The sequence below is a fragment of the Mycolicibacter acidiphilus genome, assembly GCF_018455725.1.
Lineage (GTDB): Bacteria > Actinomycetota > Actinomycetes > Mycobacteriales > Mycobacteriaceae > Mycobacterium > Mycobacterium acidiphilum.
Map to the genome: position 1 here is coordinate 49,465 of NZ_JAHCLR010000014.1, position 14,993 is coordinate 64,457.

Genomic DNA, 14,993 nt, shown 5'->3' on the forward strand with positions numbered 1-14,993 from the left:
CGACAGAGGGAGACGACATGACAGAGACGACGGGTTCAGCGACCGCCGACCACGAGGCCGAGGTGCGCGACGAGCAGGACGCGGAGGCGGGGCAGGCCGGTTCGGCCGGGCCGGATCTGGAGGATCGACTGGTCGCCGAGGGTGAGATCGCCGGCGACTACCTGGAGGAGTTGCTGGACCTGCTGGACTTCGACGGTGACATCGACCTGGACGTCGAGGGCCGGCGTGCGGTGGTCAGCATCGACGGCGGAAACGACCTGACGAAACTGGTCGGCCGCAAGGGTGAGGTGCTCGACGCACTGCAGGAGTTGACCCGGTTGGCCGTGCACCAGAAGACCGGTGAGCGCAGCCGGCTGATGCTGGACATCGCCGGGTGGCGTCGGGGACGCCGGGAGGATCTGACTGCACTCGGAGACGAGGTGGCGCGGCGGGTGCTGGCCAGCGGTGAGGACGAGGAACTGTCCCCGATGAGCCCCTTCGAACGTAAGATCGTCCACGATGCGGTGGCCGCGGTTTCGGGTGTGCACAGCGAAAGCCTGGGTGTGGAGCCGTCGCGGCGCGTGGTGGTCCGGCCGGACTAGGCGTGCACGGAATTACAACTGAGTAATTCTCGGGGCGGCCGTTCCGGGGAGGCCGGAGGATTGTTTCACGTGAAACATGAAGCGGATGCGTCCGCAGGGCCGCCACCGGCGGCAGCCGCAGTCTTCGGATCCGGTCTGGACATGGCCGTCCGCTATGCGGAGATACTGGCGACCGACGGTGTCGAGCGCGGTCTGTTGGGACCGCGCGAGGTCGACCGGCTCTGGGATCGTCACCTGTTGAATTGCGCGGCGGTGAGCGAGTTGGTGCCTGACGGCGCCCGGGTGGCCGACGTCGGGAGTGGAGCCGGCCTACCGGGGATCCCGCTGGCGATCGCCCGCCCGGATCTGAAGATCGTTCTGGTGGAACCGCTGCTGCGACGCAGCACGTTCCTGTCCGAGGTGATCGCCGAGCTCGGCCTGGACGTCGATGGACGGGTTGCCGTGGTGCGCGGTCGGGCCGAGGACCGGCCGGTCCGCGACGCCGCCGCCGACCAGGACGCGGTGGTGTCGAGAGCGGTCGCCAGCCTGGACAAGATCGCCCGATGGAGTCTGCCGCTGCTGAGGACCGACGGCCTGATGCTCGCCATGAAGGGGGAGCGGGCCGGCGCGGAAGTCGAGGAATACCGACGAGCGCTCGCCGGACTAGGCGCGAAGGACGTAAGGGTGGTGAGATGTGGCGTGAACTATTTAACCCCGCCCGCGACCGTCGTGGCGGCGCTGCGGGGCGAGACCAGCGGGGCCCGACGCGGGCCGAACCGGCGGCCGACCAGGAGACCCAGATGAGCAGACCAGCGACCTCCGGAACGAGCGGGGTGGCGGCAAAGCACGCGGATCGACCGTCGGGGGACAGCGCTGTTTCACGTGAAACATCGACGGTTTCACGTGAAACGTCGACGGAGTTCGACACCCCGATCGGCGCCGCCGCGGAGCGCGCCATGCAGGTGCTGCACACGACGCACGGCCAGCTGCCGCGTCCGCGCCGGCGCCGGGTGTTCACGGTCGCCAACCAGAAGGGCGGGGTGGGCAAGACGACCACCGCGGTGAACCTCGCCGCCGCCCTGGCGGTTCAGGGCATCAAGACCCTCGTGATCGACCTGGACCCGCAGGGGAACGCCAGCACAGCGCTCGGCATCACCGACCGCAAGTCCGGCACCCCGTCGTCCTACGAGGTCCTGATCGGCGAGGTGCCGGTGCACGCCGCGCTGCGACAGAGCCCGCACAACGACCGGCTGTTCTGCATCCCCGCCACCATCGACCTGGCCGGCGCGGAGATCGAATTGGTCAGCATGGTCGCCCGGGAGAACCGGTTGCGGACCGCGCTGGATGCGCTGGACGACCACGACTTCGACTACGTGTTCATCGACTGCCCGCCGTCGCTCGGCCTGCTGACGGTCAATGCACTCGTTGCGGCACCGGAGGTGATGATCCCGATCCAGTGCGAGTACTACGCGCTGGAGGGCGTCTCCCAGTTGATGCGCAACATCGAGATGGTCCGGGCGCACCTCAACCCGCGCCTCGAGGTCACCACCGTGCTGCTGACGATGTACGACGGGCGCACCAAGCTTGCCGACCAGGTGGCCGACGAGGTGCGCCGGTACTTCGGGGACCGGGTGCTGCGGACGGTGATTCCGCGCAGCGTGAAGGTCTCGGAAGCGCCGGGCTACAGCATGACGATCATCGATTACGATCCGGGTTCACGCGGTGCGATGAGCTATCTGGACGCCAGTCGTGAACTCGTCGAACGTGACCGACTGTCGACCGGGGAGGGGAGAGCATGACTGGACCGTCACGCAGGAAAGGCGGCCTGGGCCGGGGGTTGGCGTCGCTGATCCCGACCGGGCCGGACGACGGCTCGCCCGACGGCGACCGCGCCGCCTCCCTCGGGCCGCGGATGGGCGCTGCCGCCGCTGACGTCGTGCTGGGCGGCCGAACCGTCGCACCGCCGGCCGAACCGGTGGGTGAGATCGGGGCGGTCTATCAGGAGATCGACCCGGCCGCGATCGAGCCGAACCCGCGTCAGCCCCGACAGGTCTTCGACGACGAGGCGCTGAACGAACTGGTGCACTCGATCCGGGAGTTCGGCCTGATGCAGCCGATCGTCGTCCGGGCGCTGCCGGAGCCCGCACCGGGCGGTCCGCGCTACCAGTTGGTGATGGGGGAGCGGCGCTGGCGGGCAGCCCAGCGGGCCGGCCTGGCCGAGATCCCGGCGATCGTCCGGGAGACCGAGGACGACAACCTGCTGCGGGATGCACTGCTGGAGAACATCCACCGGGTGCAACTGAACCCCTTGGAAGAGGCGGCCGCCTACCAGCAACTGCTGGACGAGTTCGGGGTCACCCACGATGAACTGGCCACCCGGATCGGCCGGTCCCGTCCGCTGGTGACCAACATGATCCGGCTGCTGCGCCTGCCGATCGCGGTGCAGCGGCGGGTGGCGGCCGGCGTCCTGTCGGCCGGCCATGCCCGGGCCCTGCTGTCGCTGGAGGCCGGGGCGGAAGCCCAGGAGGAACTGGCGGCCCGGATCGTCGCGGAAGGCCTCTCGGTGCGGGCCACCGAGGAGGCGGTCACCCTCGCCAACCGGGACGGCACCGGACCCACCCCGGCGCCGCCGCGACGCCGGCCGATCCAGATGCCGGGCCTGCAGGACGTGGCCGAGCGCCTGTCGACGGCGTTCGACACCCGGGTGACGGTCAGCGTCGGCAAGCGCAAGGGCAAGATCGTGGTGGAATTCGGCTCGGTGGACGACCTGCAGCGGATCGTGGAGCTGATGAACTCGGCGCGCGGGGAGTAGTAACGTCACGGCGCGAAATTCCGACGAGCAATGGCACGCGGCCATTACGTCACAGTGACGAAGCAGCGTCGCCGGGACGTCGATCGAAGTGAAATCGCTTGCGCGCCAATCGGTTTCGATACAGTGATGCCGAATGACCGCGACTCAAGTCGCATGACGGCGGATCGTTGGCATCCGGCGGCGTAACCCTCCTATTCTGAAAGGGCTGCCTTCGTCGGCAGTGCCGCGCTACACCGGGAGATCAGTGTCCGTCCGAATCGCACCGCTGCTACTCGAAGGATTCGAGCAGCTTCCCAAGCACGCACGCCGCTGCGTGTTCTGGGAGGTGGATCCGGCGACCCTCGGCGGCGACGGTCAACTCTGGGATCCGGAATTCGAGAAGGAAGCCTGGCTCTCCATGGTGCTGCTGGAGTGGGGGTGCTGCGGCCAGGTCGCCCTGCCGGCCACCCCGCACGACAGCACGGCCGACGTCCCGTGCCTGGGCTACGTGCTGTACGCCCCGCCTCGTGCGGTCCCGCGCGCGCACCTGTTCCCGACCGCCCCGGTCTCCGCCGACGCGGTGCTGCTCACCTCGATGGGCGTCGAACCGGGCCCGCTCGCCGATGAGCTGCCGCGAGACCTAATCGCCCGCGCCGTCGACGAACTGGTCCGCCGCGGCGTGCGGGCGCTGGAGGCGTTCGGCCGGACCGCCGCGGTCAGCGCGCTGCTCGACACCCCCGGCGCCGAACCGGAGCTGGCACCGGTGCTGGAGGCGATGGGGGGTTGCTCGGTCGAACACTGCGTGATCGACGCGGACTTCCTCACCGACGTCGGATTCACCGTGGTGGCACCGCATCCGTACTTTCCACGGCTGCGACTGGAATTGGACAAGGGGCTGGGCTGGAAGGCCGAAGTCGAGGCCGCGCTGGAGCGACTGTTGGACAGCACCCGATTGCCGCAACCGGTCGGCGCCGGCACCACGGTGCTGCTGGCCTCGGCGCAGCATCGCCGCCGGCACCGATAGCTCAGCTGGAGCGTTCCGCAGCCAGTTCGTGGGCGAGCAGTTCGGCGAAGGTGAACGTGCCGGTTGGGCGGTCGTTCTTGCCCAGCAGGTACAGCCGTTTCACCGCGGCGAGAATCCCCTCGGCGATGGCATCCCGGGTCAACGGATCCGTCAGCAGCGCCCGGTCCCGGGGGCTGCTGATGTAGCCGACGTCGACCTCGACGGTGGGCATGCGGGTCAACCGCAGCAGATCCCAGGTTCGGCCGTGCGCCCGACAGTCCTGTAATCCGGTGCGGGCCATAACTTCCCGCTGGATGAAGTCGGCCAGGTTGCGGCCGATGGTGGAGACCGAGCCGTGCGAGTTACCGAAGTGGAAGGACGCCACCCCGCTCGCGGCCGGACTGGCATGGGTGGCGCAGCGCAAGCTGATCATCAGATCCGCACCGACGGCGTTGGCCGTGGCGGCCCGCTCCGCGTCGGTTGCGCCCTGCCCGTGCGGCCGGGACAGGAACGTCTCCATGCCGATCGCCGACATCCGGCCTTCCAGCCGACTTGCCAAGTCCCACAGGATGTCCGCTTCGCTGATCGGCCCGGAACCGGTCTGGATGATGGCCCCGGTGTCGGCGCCGCCGCGGCCCGGGTCGATCACGATCCGTTTGCCGGACAACTTCGGCCCCGACCGGCGCACCAGCTCCTCCTCGCGGATGGCATGCGGCGAACCGCCACTCACCCGGGAGGCGAGAAAAGCCAACGAGCGCAACGTCTCCGGACCGCACACCCCGTCGGCGTTGAGCCCGTACTCCCGCTGGTAGGACAGCAGGGCGTTGTGCGTCTGGATGCCGAAATAGCCGTCGACGAGGCCGGTGTAGAAACCCAGATCCTGCAACCGGGCCTGCAGGGTGGCGACGTCGTCGCCGTACATCGGCGCCCCGAACTGATGGTTGAGGATCCGCGCCCCGAGTCGGTAGGACGCCTCCTTCAATGCGCGGTTGGTGGCTTCACCGAGGATTCCGTCGACCAGCAGGCCGCGCTGCTGCTGGAATGCGCGCACCGCCCGGTCGAGGTCGTCGTCGAACAGGTCGGGTGCGACGAATTTGCCGGTGCTCAGATCCGCGTCCGGACTGTCCACCAGTCCCAGGGCCGCCAGTGCCGCGCGAACCTCGATGACGGCACTGCTGCGGTCACCGCGACGCAGCGCGTCCTGCGCGCCGCGAGGCCGACCCGACATTACACAGCCCTCCGATGATCGTTGCTGCCAGCGAAGAACCCGGATCTTGCCAGCAGATTAGGCAGCATTGTCTCAGACCCAGGCCGATTTCCTCAAAAACCGTCGGGCCCGTTGCGGCGCCGGTCGCCCCGGCACCGAGAAACACGCTGGTCGTCGCCGAACCGGGTTCCCACCGGCCCGTCGACTGCTGATCAGTCCAGCTCGGCCAGTTCACGCAACAGCGCGGCCTTGCCCTTCGCACCCACGATCCGTTTCACCGGCTGACCGTCCTTGAACAGGATCAACGTCGGTATCGACACCACGTTGAAGTCGCGCGCGGTCGCCGGGTTGGCGTCCACGTCGAGCTTGGCGACGGTGAGGCGACCGGCCTGTTCGCCGGCGATCTCGTCGAGGACCGGCGCCACCATGCGGCACGGCCCGCACCAGGTCGCCCAGAAGTCCACCAGCACCGGGGTGCTGCTGGCCAGGACGTCGGCGGCGAACGTGGCGTCGGAGACGGTCACCGGTGCGCCGGTGCTGCTGTCGCTCATCGGGGTGCTCCAATCAGGGTGTCTTCGGTGATCTCGGGGGCCTCGGCGAGCCACCGCTCGGCGTCGATGGCGGCGGCGCAACCGGTGCCCGCCGCGGTGATCGCCTGCCGGTAGGTCCGGTCGACCAGGTCGCCGGCGGCGAACACACCGTCCAGGGAGGTGCGGGCGCTCGACGGCTGCACCAGCACGTAACCGTCCGCGTCGACGTCCAGCACATCGCGGACCAGCTCCGATCGCGGGTCGTGGCCGATCGCGACGAACACCCCGGTGACCGGCAGGGTGCTCTCCTCGCCGGTGACGGTGTCGCGCACCCGGAGGCCGTTCACGGTGCCGCCGTCGCCCTGCACCTCGACCGGCACGGCGTTGGTCAGGAAGCGGATCTTGTCGTTCTCCCGGGCCCGGTTGAGCATGATCTTGGAGGCCCGGAACTCCTCCCGGCGGTGCACCAGCGTGACGCTGCGGGCGAACCGGGTGAGGAAGGTCGCCTCCTCCATCGCCGAGTCGCCGCCGCCGATCACCGCGATGTCCTGGTCCCGGAAGAAGAAGCCGTCGCAGGTCGCGCACGAGCTCACGCCGCGGCCCAGCAGTTCCTGCTCGCCGGGGATGTGCAGGTAGCGGGCCGCCGCGCCCATGGCCAGGATCACCGCCCGGGCCCGATGGGTCTCGCCCTCGGCCGTGGTCACCGACTTCACCGGACCGGTCAGCGACACCGACTCGACGTCCTCCATCCGCAGGTCGGCGCCGAACCGCAGCGCCTGCTCGCGCATCTCGTCCATCAGCTCCGGCCCCATGATGCCGTTGCGGAAGCCGGGGAAGTTCTCCACCTCGGTGGTCGTCATCAGCGCCCCGCCGAACGAGGTTCCCTCGAACACCAGCGGCGACAGCTGTGCGCGGGCCGCGTAGATCGCGGCCGTGTAGCCGGCCGGTCCGGAACCGATGATGATCACATCGTGGACGACCGGTGTCTCGGAGTTCGAGGTCATTGCGGGCCTTTCCGCTCGGGTCGTGGCTACAGGGGCTACCAACGTCAGCGTAGGCGGCGCTGTTCCGCCGGACCGTTACGGGCGGGCCACGCTGGTGTTCACCAGCAGCCCGGTGTCGGCGGAACTGCACTGCGGTGCCACCGCCAGCGCGATCACGGTGCGGGCGGAGTCGCCGGGCAGCAGCAGCAGGATAGCGGGTCGGCCGTGCACCTCGATCGGCTGCGCGCCCAGCACCCGCGTCGCCGCCGGATAACCCAGGCCGGCCAGGCAGGAGGCGCGGCGCCCCGGCGCGGCCAGCGCCCCGAAGTCGGGGTCACGGTCCAGCAGGGCCAGGACCTCCGGGTCGCTGAGCGGCAGCACCGCGGGCGGCTCACCGGTCACCGTGATGGCGTCCACGGTGCGCGGGCCGCTGGCGGTGGGTCCCGGATCCCGGATCAGCGCCGTCGTGCCGATCGCCACCGCGATCACCGTCGCGGCGATCCCCACCCCGGCGGCCGTCCGGCGGCTCGGGCGCGGCAGCGGCCGGCTGGAATGTGCGGGACGGGCGGCGCGCACCGGGTGCACCGGCGTGTCCTCCGGGTCCGTACCCGCATCCATCAGCGTCCGTCGTTTCCGCCCGCCGCGGGCCGTCATGCGCAGTCGTCGATCCGACCGTCCCGTGCCGCCAAGGGTATCCGGCCGGCAGGGGCTGCGCCGGGTGCCGGGGAGCCGTCGGCGAACTGGCCGAGCAGCACCGCGAGCCGGGCCCGGCCGCGGGCGCACCGGCTCTTGACCGTGCCCTCGGCGACGCCGATGGCACGCGCCGCGTCGGCGATCGAGTAACCCCGCAGGTCGACGGCGACTACTGCGGTGCGCTGCTCGACCGGCAGCCGCCGCAGCGCGTCGCGGACCGCCAGCGCGGCCTCCACGGCGGCGGTGTGGTCGCCGTCGGAGACCCGGTCGCACAGCGGCTCGGTGGCCTGAATCATGCTCTGGCGCAACCGATCCATGCTGGCGTTGACGACGATCCGGTGCAGCCAGCTGCTGACGGCGCAGTGGTACCGGAACCCGCCGGCGAAGCGATGCGCCGACAGCATCGCCTCCTGCAGCGCGTCGTCGGCGTCCTCCCGGCAGCGGCTGGCGCGCCGGGCCACCCGGTGCAGATGCCGGCGATGGCGGTGGAACAACTCCTCGAACGCGTAGCGGTCGCCGGCGACGTGCGCGGCGAGCAGTTCGTCGTCGCTGCGGGTGTACTGGCTGCCCATGCGCGGACAGTAATCAGGATGCGCCTGATCGGCACTTCACCCGTGCACAGGGCTGCGGATCAGACTTTGATCAGGCGGCAGCCTGCACCGTGATCTCGGAGATCTGCGCGCGGTTCTCCCCGTCGATGGTGCCCAGCGTGCAGATCCACACCAGCAGGTTCGACGTTGGTGACGTCGCGTCCACGGTGATCTTGTTCGCCCCGTTCTGCATCGCCTTGGCCGGCGCCAGGACCTTGGTGTCCTCGAGTGCCGCCGGCTTCGGCGTCGACGCGGACCGGATCTCGATCCGGGTGCCGGCGCCGGTGAGGTTGATCGTCACGGTGCTGACCACGGTCGGCTTCGGCAGTTGCAGCATCAGCCCGACGCCGCTCTTGAAGTTCGGGAACGGCACCGGGTCGTGATAGGTGTCGGTCGACCAGGAGGTGCCCGGACTGCCGTCGATCGCAAGCCCGGCGTCCTGCGGGCGGTCTGCTTCGCCGCCGGGGGAGAAGACCGTCACCTGCACCGGTTTGACGGTGCTGCCGGGGGTGGTGTGCGGGGCGTGCGACGACACCGCCGTCGGGCTGCCCAGCCCGAGTCCGGTCTTGTCCAGCCCGTTGACGTCGCCGAAGATCCGGTTCAGCACCGAGGCCAGCACCAGCAGGGCGACCAGGATGATGGCGCCGCCGATGCCCGCGCCGATCAGCACCCGTCGTCGCCGCAGCGCCCGGACCTCCGGATCCGCCGCAGCCGGTGGGGCCGGGCTCCGGGCCGGGAGCTCCTCGGTGACGGTGTCGGGCGGTTCGGCATGCTCGGCCACCGCGGTGGCCTGCTGCAGCAGGTTGGCCAGCGTCGACGCACCGCGCATCCCGCCGTTCGCCGCCAGGGCCTGGGTGGTGGCCGCAGCGATCTGGAACGGAATCGCCGGGTTGACGGTGTCGGGGCTGACCGGGTTCCCGGCGGCGTCAAGCGCGGCCGGGGCCAACTCGCAGTCCCCGGTCTCCGGCAGCGGCCACCGATTCACCAGCAGCGCGTAGAGGGCCGCGCCCAGCCCGCGGATGTCGTCCTCGGGAGTCGTCTCGGGCATCGTCGCCGGGAAGGCCAGGCTGACGTCGCCGTCGATGCTGACCCGGATCCGGGCCGGGTCGTCGATCGACAGGGTGACGCCGCTGCGGTGCGCCGACTCGGTGGCCGCCGTCAGCGCCAGCAGTGCCCTAGCAGCTCCGACCGGCGCCGGGGCGGTGCCCGCCACCTCGCTCAGCGCCGCGCCGCGTACCCATTCGGCCACCACCAGACCGCCACCGCCGACCCGCACCACGTCGAGCACCCGGGCGATGCCCGGCAAGCTGATCTGTCCCAGCCGCTGGGTGCGGGCCAGGATGCCGTTCAGCTCGTCCTCCGGCATGGTCTGATCCGGGTCGATGAACGTCAGCGCCACCTGCCGGCCCAGCGCGGTGTCCTGCGCCTGCCAGAACTCCAGTTCACCGGTGGCTCCGTGGCAGACCAGCAGCCGGTAGCGGCCGCCGGCGATGCTGAGGCCGGGGACGAGCTGCGCGTCCGCGCTGCGCGGCCGGGATCGCGGCGGAGCAACGGGGTCGGCTGCGACGCGGCCGCCGGTGTCCTCCACGGGGATGTTGCCCACCTCCGCCCCTTTCGGTCTCCCGTCACCGGCGATGGTGTCCGGCGGCGTGTGCTGACCGGTCCCGCGCAACCGGGCCGGATCCGGTGCGAGCAAACGATCCCGCTCAGCGTACGGGACAGCCGGGTCCGGGGACGGCGGGTTCGGAATCAAGATCTGTCGGGTGGGCGCACCGGCGCCGAGCCGGGCGCGGACCGCCGCCAGCGCCGCCTGGGCCTCGGGCACTCGGCCGCGGAGCAGTACCGCGGCGATCACCGGCAGCATGATCAGCGTCAGCAGCACCAGCCGCAGCATCGACCCGGCCCCACCGTGCTCGGTCAGATCCCGCAGCCCGAGCACCCGGTCGGCGATCTCGGCGATCAGCCCGGCCAGCAGCGACCCGGTGACCGTGACGAGCACCGTCCGCAGCACCTCGGGCCCGACCAGCCCCCGGTGCGTGGGCTGCGGCCCCAGGTCGGCGATCGGCAGCAGCGCGCGGCGCAGCAGCAGATGCCCGACCACCGCGCCGGCGGTGAACCCGAGCCCGTTGGCCAGACCCAGATAGCCGGCGACCAGGTCCGGGTTGTCGGTCAGGTGCGGAGCCAGGACCGAGGCGACGATCTTCACCGCGGTGATCACCACGATCATCGCGATCGGAGTCCAGGGCTGCTCCCGGGCGTAGAACACCCGCAGCTGCAGCAGCACCAGCGCGTAGGGGATCAGCGTGAACGCCGACAGCGACACCGCGACACCCAGGTAGCCGGCGTCGACGTCGCCGAAGTTGCCGTAGGCGAACAGCGCACTGCCGATCGCCGGGCCGCCGACCGTCATCACCGCCACGATCGGGATCAGCGTGATCATCATCAGCCGGGTCGCCAGCGACAGGTCGGCCAGCACCGCGCGAGTGTCGTCGGCGGCCGCGTTTCGGCTCAACCGCGGCATCACCACCGTCAGCACGGTCACGCCGATCATCCCGAACGGCAGCTGCAGCAGCAGCCAGGCGTAGTAGTAGATCGCCGGGCCGGACGCCGCCGCGGTGCTGGCGATCTGGTTGGTGACGATCAGCCCGACCTGGCTGATCAGCACGTACAGCACCATCGCGGCGGCCATCGCGCCGAATTTCCTCAGCCGGTCGTCGATGCCCCACAGCGGTCGCAGGCTGATCCGTTCGGCGCGGATCGCCACCAGCAGCACCGCGGTCTGAGCGACGACGCCGGCGGTGGTGCCGATGCCGAGCACCAGCAGTTTGGCGTTGCCCATCCGCACCGGGTCGACCGACAGCTCGCCGGGCACCAGCAGGTAGATCACCAGGGTGACGATCGCGACGACGTTGTTGATCACCGGCGCCCAGGCCGGCGCCCCGAAGATGTTGCGGTTGTTCAGGATCGCCATGAACACCGACGACAGGCCGTAGCAGATCACCTGCGGCAGCAGCAGGTAGGCGAAGGCGACCGTCAGCGGCTCGTTGACCTGCGGGTCCCCGCCCAGCATCAGCCGGACCAGCAGCGGCGCCGCCGCCACCGAGATCACCGTGGTGGCCAGCAGCAGCGCGGTGGACAGCGTGACCAGCCGGCGCACGAACGCCGCCCCGCCGTCGGCGTCGTCGCGTTCGGCGCGGGCCAACACCGGCACGAAGATCGCGGTGAACGTCGCCTCCAGCACCAGCGCGGCGATCTGGTTCGGCAGCTGATTGGCCACCGAGAACGCACTGGACAGCGCGGCGCCCAGGATCGCGGCCAGCAGCACGATCCGGATGAACCCGGTGATCCGGCTGACCAGCGTCGCCAGCGCCATCCCCCAGGACCGCGACACCACCGCGGCGTCGGTCAGTTCCGGGCGCCGCCCGGCCGCGCTCACGCTGCCCCGCCCGGTTCGGGACGATCCAGGTCCGCGCGGTCGGGCTGACCGCGGAACCGGTGCCACAGCCGCCGCGCGGTCAGCGCGATCAGCACCGCGGCGGCGGTGATCGTGATCAGGAACAGCACCATGCCGTAGGCGTTGGAGTGCACCGACAGCCGCGCCGGCTCACCCAGTGGCAGCCCGTCGGGTGTGCGCAGCGCGACGTCGACGACGAAGTACTGGTTGACCCGCACTTCGACCGGCACCCGCAGCGGCAGATACCCCGGTGGCAGTTCGATCTCCCCGACGTCGGCCACCGCCATGCCCGGCGGGGCGTCGACCTGCAGCCGCACCCGGATCGGCACCGTCAGGTTGTTGCGCAGCGCCAGCGGCAGCGGGCTGTGCTCGGTGGCCAGCGTGTACGACCCGGCTGGGTTGACGATGGTGACCGCGGCGAACATGTCGGCGATGGTGCCGCCGACGATCCGCAGCCGCTCGGCGGCCAGGTCGTTGCGCTGGTCGGGGGGCTGGGACTGGCTCAGCGCCCGCAGCATGTCCTCGCGCAGCGGCGCGGTGTACTGCAGGCCGGTCAGACCGGTGCGCGGATCGGGGGCCAGCGCGGCGGTCAGCCCCCACAGCCGGCCGATGTCGGCGCGGATGGCGTCGATGACGGTGGTGTCGAAGCCACCGGCCTGCTGCTCCCGGGCCGGCGGGTGGGTCGCCGCGCCGGTGGCGGCGCGGGCCGCGGCGATCAGGTCGGGCAGTGGCTGCGGCTCGGCCAGCCCGGACCGCAGCGCCGTGCCCAGCGTGGTCAGCACCGCCTGGGCGTCGTCGGCGTGGGGTTTCCAGTACGCCGGCGGCAGCAGGATCCCGGCCCGCGGCGAATCCGGGCTGTCCAGGCTGTCCGCCGGTTCCAGGGTGCGCCACAGGATCGACCCCAGCGCGTCCTGGCGGCGGGCGACAGCCGAGTCGTGACCGACCCGGACCGTCAGGGACGGGTCCAGGTAGGTGGGCTCCACCGGATCGGTGCCCAGGGCCGCCAGCGCCGCACCGACGGCCGGGTCGAACGGCGCCAGCACCACCCGCGGCGTGTACCGACGCGGCATCAGATCGGTGGTGGTCGACGCCCCGGTGGCCGAATCCTGGGCCGAGCAGTCACCGGCCGCGATCACCACCACCTCGGAGGCGTCCGGGTTGGTCGGGGTCGCCCGGGTGTCGGCCTGCGCCCCGAGCAGGTTCACCGCGCCGGCGGTGAGCCGACCGTCGCCGAGCAGCACCGCCCCGCGGATCGACGCGGTCTGCAGGATCCGGTCGACGATGTCGGCGGGGTCGCGCACAGCGGCCGCGTCCAGGCCGGGGTCGCCGACCCGGGCCAGCGCCGTCAGATCGGCCTGCGCGTAGGGCGTCGCGGTGACGCAGGTGCGTTGCGCCAGCCGGCGCAGCCGGTCCAGCCACGCCGCCGCGGTCCGCTGGCCGGCGCCGGGGTCGCCGTCGGCCACGACGTAGCCGCCGGTCATGGCGTTGACCGTGACCAGTAGGTCCGGGTCGGTGGCCAGGCAGAGCGACCGCGCGAGCACCCCGCCGGGGTCGACGGACGGGCTGGTGGCGAACTCGGCGGCGGACAGCAGCGCGTCGAGGCGTCCGCCGGGGGCCAGCGACGTCGCCAGGTCGTCGTCGGTCAGCCGGATCGGTAGCGTGCCGCCGGGTGCACCGGGCGCCAGCCGGGGCCGGTCGGCCAGCGGCCACAGCATGGTCAGCCGCATCGGCGCGGAGGTGTCGGGGGCGACGGCGCCGGCGAACGGGCCGGTGCCGCCGGGTGTCCGGGGCAGGCCCACCACCGGCAGCAGGAAGCGGGCGTCGTCGAGTCGGGCCGGTTCGCCGAAGTCGGGGGTGCCGTTGACGTTGACCAGCACCGGGTACACCCCGGGCCGCTCGATGTCGAGGCCGGCCGGGTTTGTCGGGCCGCCCGCGCGCAGCGGAGCCGTCACGGTGAACCGGGCGTTCTGACCGCGCTGCAGTTCGTCGGCGACGGTGCTGAACACACCCACCGGCCGGTACTGGTCGTTGGTGCCGTCCAGATTGGTGCGCAGGCCCGCCGACGACGCGACGGCACCGGCCTGCTCGAGGCGCACCATCACGTCGTGCACCGGCCGGTCGCCGACGTTGGTGACGGTGCCGGCGACCGTCACCGTCGGGGGACTGGTGGTGGTGACGACGTCCGGGGTGACCCGGTCGATGCGGATCTCGACGAACGGCGAACCGTCCGGTTCGCCGGTGCCGGCGTGCGGCGCGCCGGTCGCCACGGCCATGCCGGCCAGCAGGCCGGCAGCCAGGATTGTCACCGCGGTGAAGCGGACTGCCAGCACCCGCCGGGTCAGACCCTCACCGCATCGTCGCAGCCGGGTCACGAGCCCAACCCGCGACCGTTCTTCCGGTCCGGTGCGTGTTTGTCGGGGCGGATGTTGCGGGTCCGCGAATGCGTTTGTGGCCGCCGCCACGGCGCGGACACCGGCAGCGGCGGCAGCGCGGCCGGGCCGTCGGACTGCAGCCGGTCGATCAGTTCGTCGGCGACCAGGGCCAGCCGCCGTTCGTCGGCGTAGGCCAGCCGGGACGGCAGTTCCCGGATCGGCACCCACGCCACCTCGGCGACCTCCATGTCGTCGTCGCAGAGTTCCCCGCTGGAGAACCGCATCAGATAGTGATGCACGGTCTTGTGCACCCGGCGGCCCTCGGTGACGAACCAGTAGTCGATGCTGCCCAGCGCGGCCAGCACGCTGGCCTGCACCCCGGTCTCCTCGGCGACCTCGCGGATCGCCGTCTGCTCAGCGGTCTCGCCGACCTCGATGTGGCCCTTCGGCAGGGACCACAGCATCCGTCCGCGCCGGTCGATCCGGCCGATCAGCGCGGCGACCTGCTCCTCCCGCGGGCCGTCGATGCCGTCGATGACCAGGCCGCCGGCCGACGTCTCATGCACGGTGCGCAACCGGTCCGGGCCGTGCCGCGCCGTGCGGGGCCGGCGCTGCGGCGACCGGCTGGTGCTGGGCCCGGGCGTGGGGGCGGGATCGGGGGGAGTGGAGCCAGACTTCGCGGGGCTGACCTCGGAGTGGTTCCCCTTGGAACCAGGGGTGCGCCGACCGCGGCGCCGCCTGCGGCGCCGCCCCGAATTGGCTTCTCCGCCGTCGGCCGACACCCATGCGATAGTAGCTGGCACTCGGGGG

13 protein-coding genes are annotated in these 14,993 nt (G+C 71.4%); 5 read left to right on the top strand and 8 right to left on the bottom strand.

What is annotated here, in order from left to right:
- The first annotated feature begins 17 nt into the window (after positions 1 to 17).
- The 5 genes from KIH27_RS09245 (at position 18) to KIH27_RS09265 (ending at position 4,375) form a co-directional block, all read left to right on the top strand.
- Positions 18 to 581: a Jag family protein gene (locus KIH27_RS09245; protein WP_214092643.1), complete on the top strand. Its 564-nt coding sequence runs from the start codon at positions 18 to 20 to the stop codon at positions 579 to 581.
- A 60-nt stretch (positions 582 to 641) separates the two neighbouring features.
- A complete protein-coding gene (gene rsmG, locus KIH27_RS09250; RefSeq protein ID WP_372451334.1) occupies positions 642 to 1,364 on the top strand; it encodes a 16S rRNA (guanine(527)-N(7))-methyltransferase RsmG in 723 nt (240 codons plus the stop codon).
- Positions 1,253 to 2,359, top strand: coding sequence for a ParA family protein (locus KIH27_RS09255; protein WP_250149830.1), 1,107 nt, complete (start codon positions 1,253 to 1,255; stop codon positions 2,357 to 2,359). The genes rsmG and KIH27_RS09255 overlap by 112 nt, the downstream gene beginning before the upstream one ends.
- Positions 2,356 to 3,372, top strand: coding sequence for a ParB/RepB/Spo0J family partition protein (locus tag KIH27_RS09260; RefSeq protein ID WP_214092645.1), 1,017 nt, complete (start codon positions 2,356 to 2,358; stop codon positions 3,370 to 3,372). The genes KIH27_RS09255 and KIH27_RS09260 overlap by 4 nt, the downstream gene beginning before the upstream one ends.
- A 244-nt stretch (positions 3,373 to 3,616) precedes the next feature.
- Positions 3,617 to 4,375 carry an acetyltransferase gene (locus KIH27_RS09265; RefSeq protein ID WP_214092646.1) on the top strand — a complete coding sequence of 253 codons (759 nt, stop codon included), beginning with the start codon at positions 3,617 to 3,619 and terminating at the stop codon, positions 4,373 to 4,375.
- A gap of 1 nt (position 4,376) precedes the next feature.
- On the opposite strand, the gene KIH27_RS09270 is transcribed toward KIH27_RS09265, so the two are convergent.
- The 8 genes from KIH27_RS09270 to KIH27_RS09305 form a co-directional block, all read right to left on the bottom strand.
- A complete protein-coding gene (locus KIH27_RS09270) occupies positions 4,377 to 5,582 on the bottom strand; it encodes an N-acetylmuramoyl-L-alanine amidase (protein ID WP_214092647.1) in 1,206 nt (401 codons plus the stop codon).
- A 191-nt stretch (positions 5,583 to 5,773) separates the two neighbouring features.
- Complete coding sequence (gene trxA, locus KIH27_RS09275) at positions 5,774 to 6,112, bottom strand: thioredoxin (RefSeq protein ID WP_214092648.1); 339 nt, start codon at positions 6,110 to 6,112, stop codon at positions 5,774 to 5,776.
- Positions 6,109 to 7,137, bottom strand: coding sequence for a thioredoxin-disulfide reductase (gene trxB / locus KIH27_RS09280; protein ID WP_372451335.1), 1,029 nt, complete (start codon positions 7,135 to 7,137; stop codon positions 6,109 to 6,111). Before trxB ends, trxA begins: the two co-directional genes overlap by 4 nt.
- A gap of 33 nt (positions 7,138 to 7,170) precedes the next feature.
- Complete coding sequence (locus tag KIH27_RS09285) at positions 7,171 to 7,692, bottom strand: RsmA family anti-sigma factor (RefSeq protein ID WP_214092650.1); 522 nt, start codon at positions 7,690 to 7,692, stop codon at positions 7,171 to 7,173.
- A 32-nt stretch (positions 7,693 to 7,724) separates the two neighbouring features.
- Entirely contained in the window at positions 7,725 to 8,339 is a 615-nt protein-coding gene (sigM, locus tag KIH27_RS09290) for an RNA polymerase sigma factor SigM (RefSeq protein WP_214092651.1), read from the bottom strand.
- Between the two features lie 70 nt (positions 8,340 to 8,409).
- Positions 8,410 to 11,793 (bottom strand): murein biosynthesis integral membrane protein MurJ, encoded by a 3,384-nt coding sequence (gene murJ / locus KIH27_RS09295; protein ID WP_307856827.1) that lies wholly within the window; start codon positions 11,791 to 11,793, stop codon positions 8,410 to 8,412.
- A complete protein-coding gene (locus KIH27_RS09300; protein ID WP_250149847.1) occupies positions 11,790 to 14,084 on the bottom strand; it encodes a hypothetical protein in 2,295 nt (764 codons plus the stop codon). The genes murJ and KIH27_RS09300 overlap by 4 nt, the downstream gene beginning before the upstream one ends.
- A gap of 95 nt (positions 14,085 to 14,179) precedes the next feature.
- Entirely contained in the window at positions 14,180 to 14,965 is a 786-nt protein-coding gene (locus KIH27_RS09305; protein WP_214092652.1) for an NUDIX hydrolase, read from the bottom strand.
- Positions 14,966 to 14,993 lie beyond the last annotated feature (28 nt).

Bases quoted from the DNA above. Each gene is read 5' to 3' on its own strand.
- KIH27_RS09270 (WP_214092647.1), bottom strand. From the start codon at position 5,582: ATGTCGGGTCGGCCTCGCGGCGCGCAGGACGCGCTGCGTCGCGGTGAC.
- KIH27_RS09285 (WP_214092650.1), bottom strand. From the start codon at position 7,692: ATGGATGCGGGTACGGACCCGGAGGACACGCCGGTGCACCCGGTGCGC.
- KIH27_RS09260 (WP_214092645.1), top strand. From the start codon at position 2,356: ATGACTGGACCGTCACGCAGGAAAGGCGGCCTGGGCCGGGGGTTGGCG.
- KIH27_RS09255 (WP_250149830.1), top strand. From the start codon at position 1,253: ATGTGGCGTGAACTATTTAACCCCGCCCGCGACCGTCGTGGCGGCGCT.
- KIH27_RS09300 (WP_250149847.1), bottom strand. From the start codon at position 14,084: ATGGCCGTGGCGACCGGCGCGCCGCACGCCGGCACCGGCGAACCGGAC.
- trxA (WP_214092648.1), bottom strand. From the start codon at position 6,112: ATGAGCGACAGCAGCACCGGCGCACCGGTGACCGTCTCCGACGCCACG.
- sigM (WP_214092651.1), bottom strand. From the start codon at position 8,339: ATGGGCAGCCAGTACACCCGCAGCGACGACGAACTGCTCGCCGCGCAC.
- KIH27_RS09245 (WP_214092643.1), top strand. From the start codon at position 18: ATGACAGAGACGACGGGTTCAGCGACCGCCGACCACGAGGCCGAGGTG.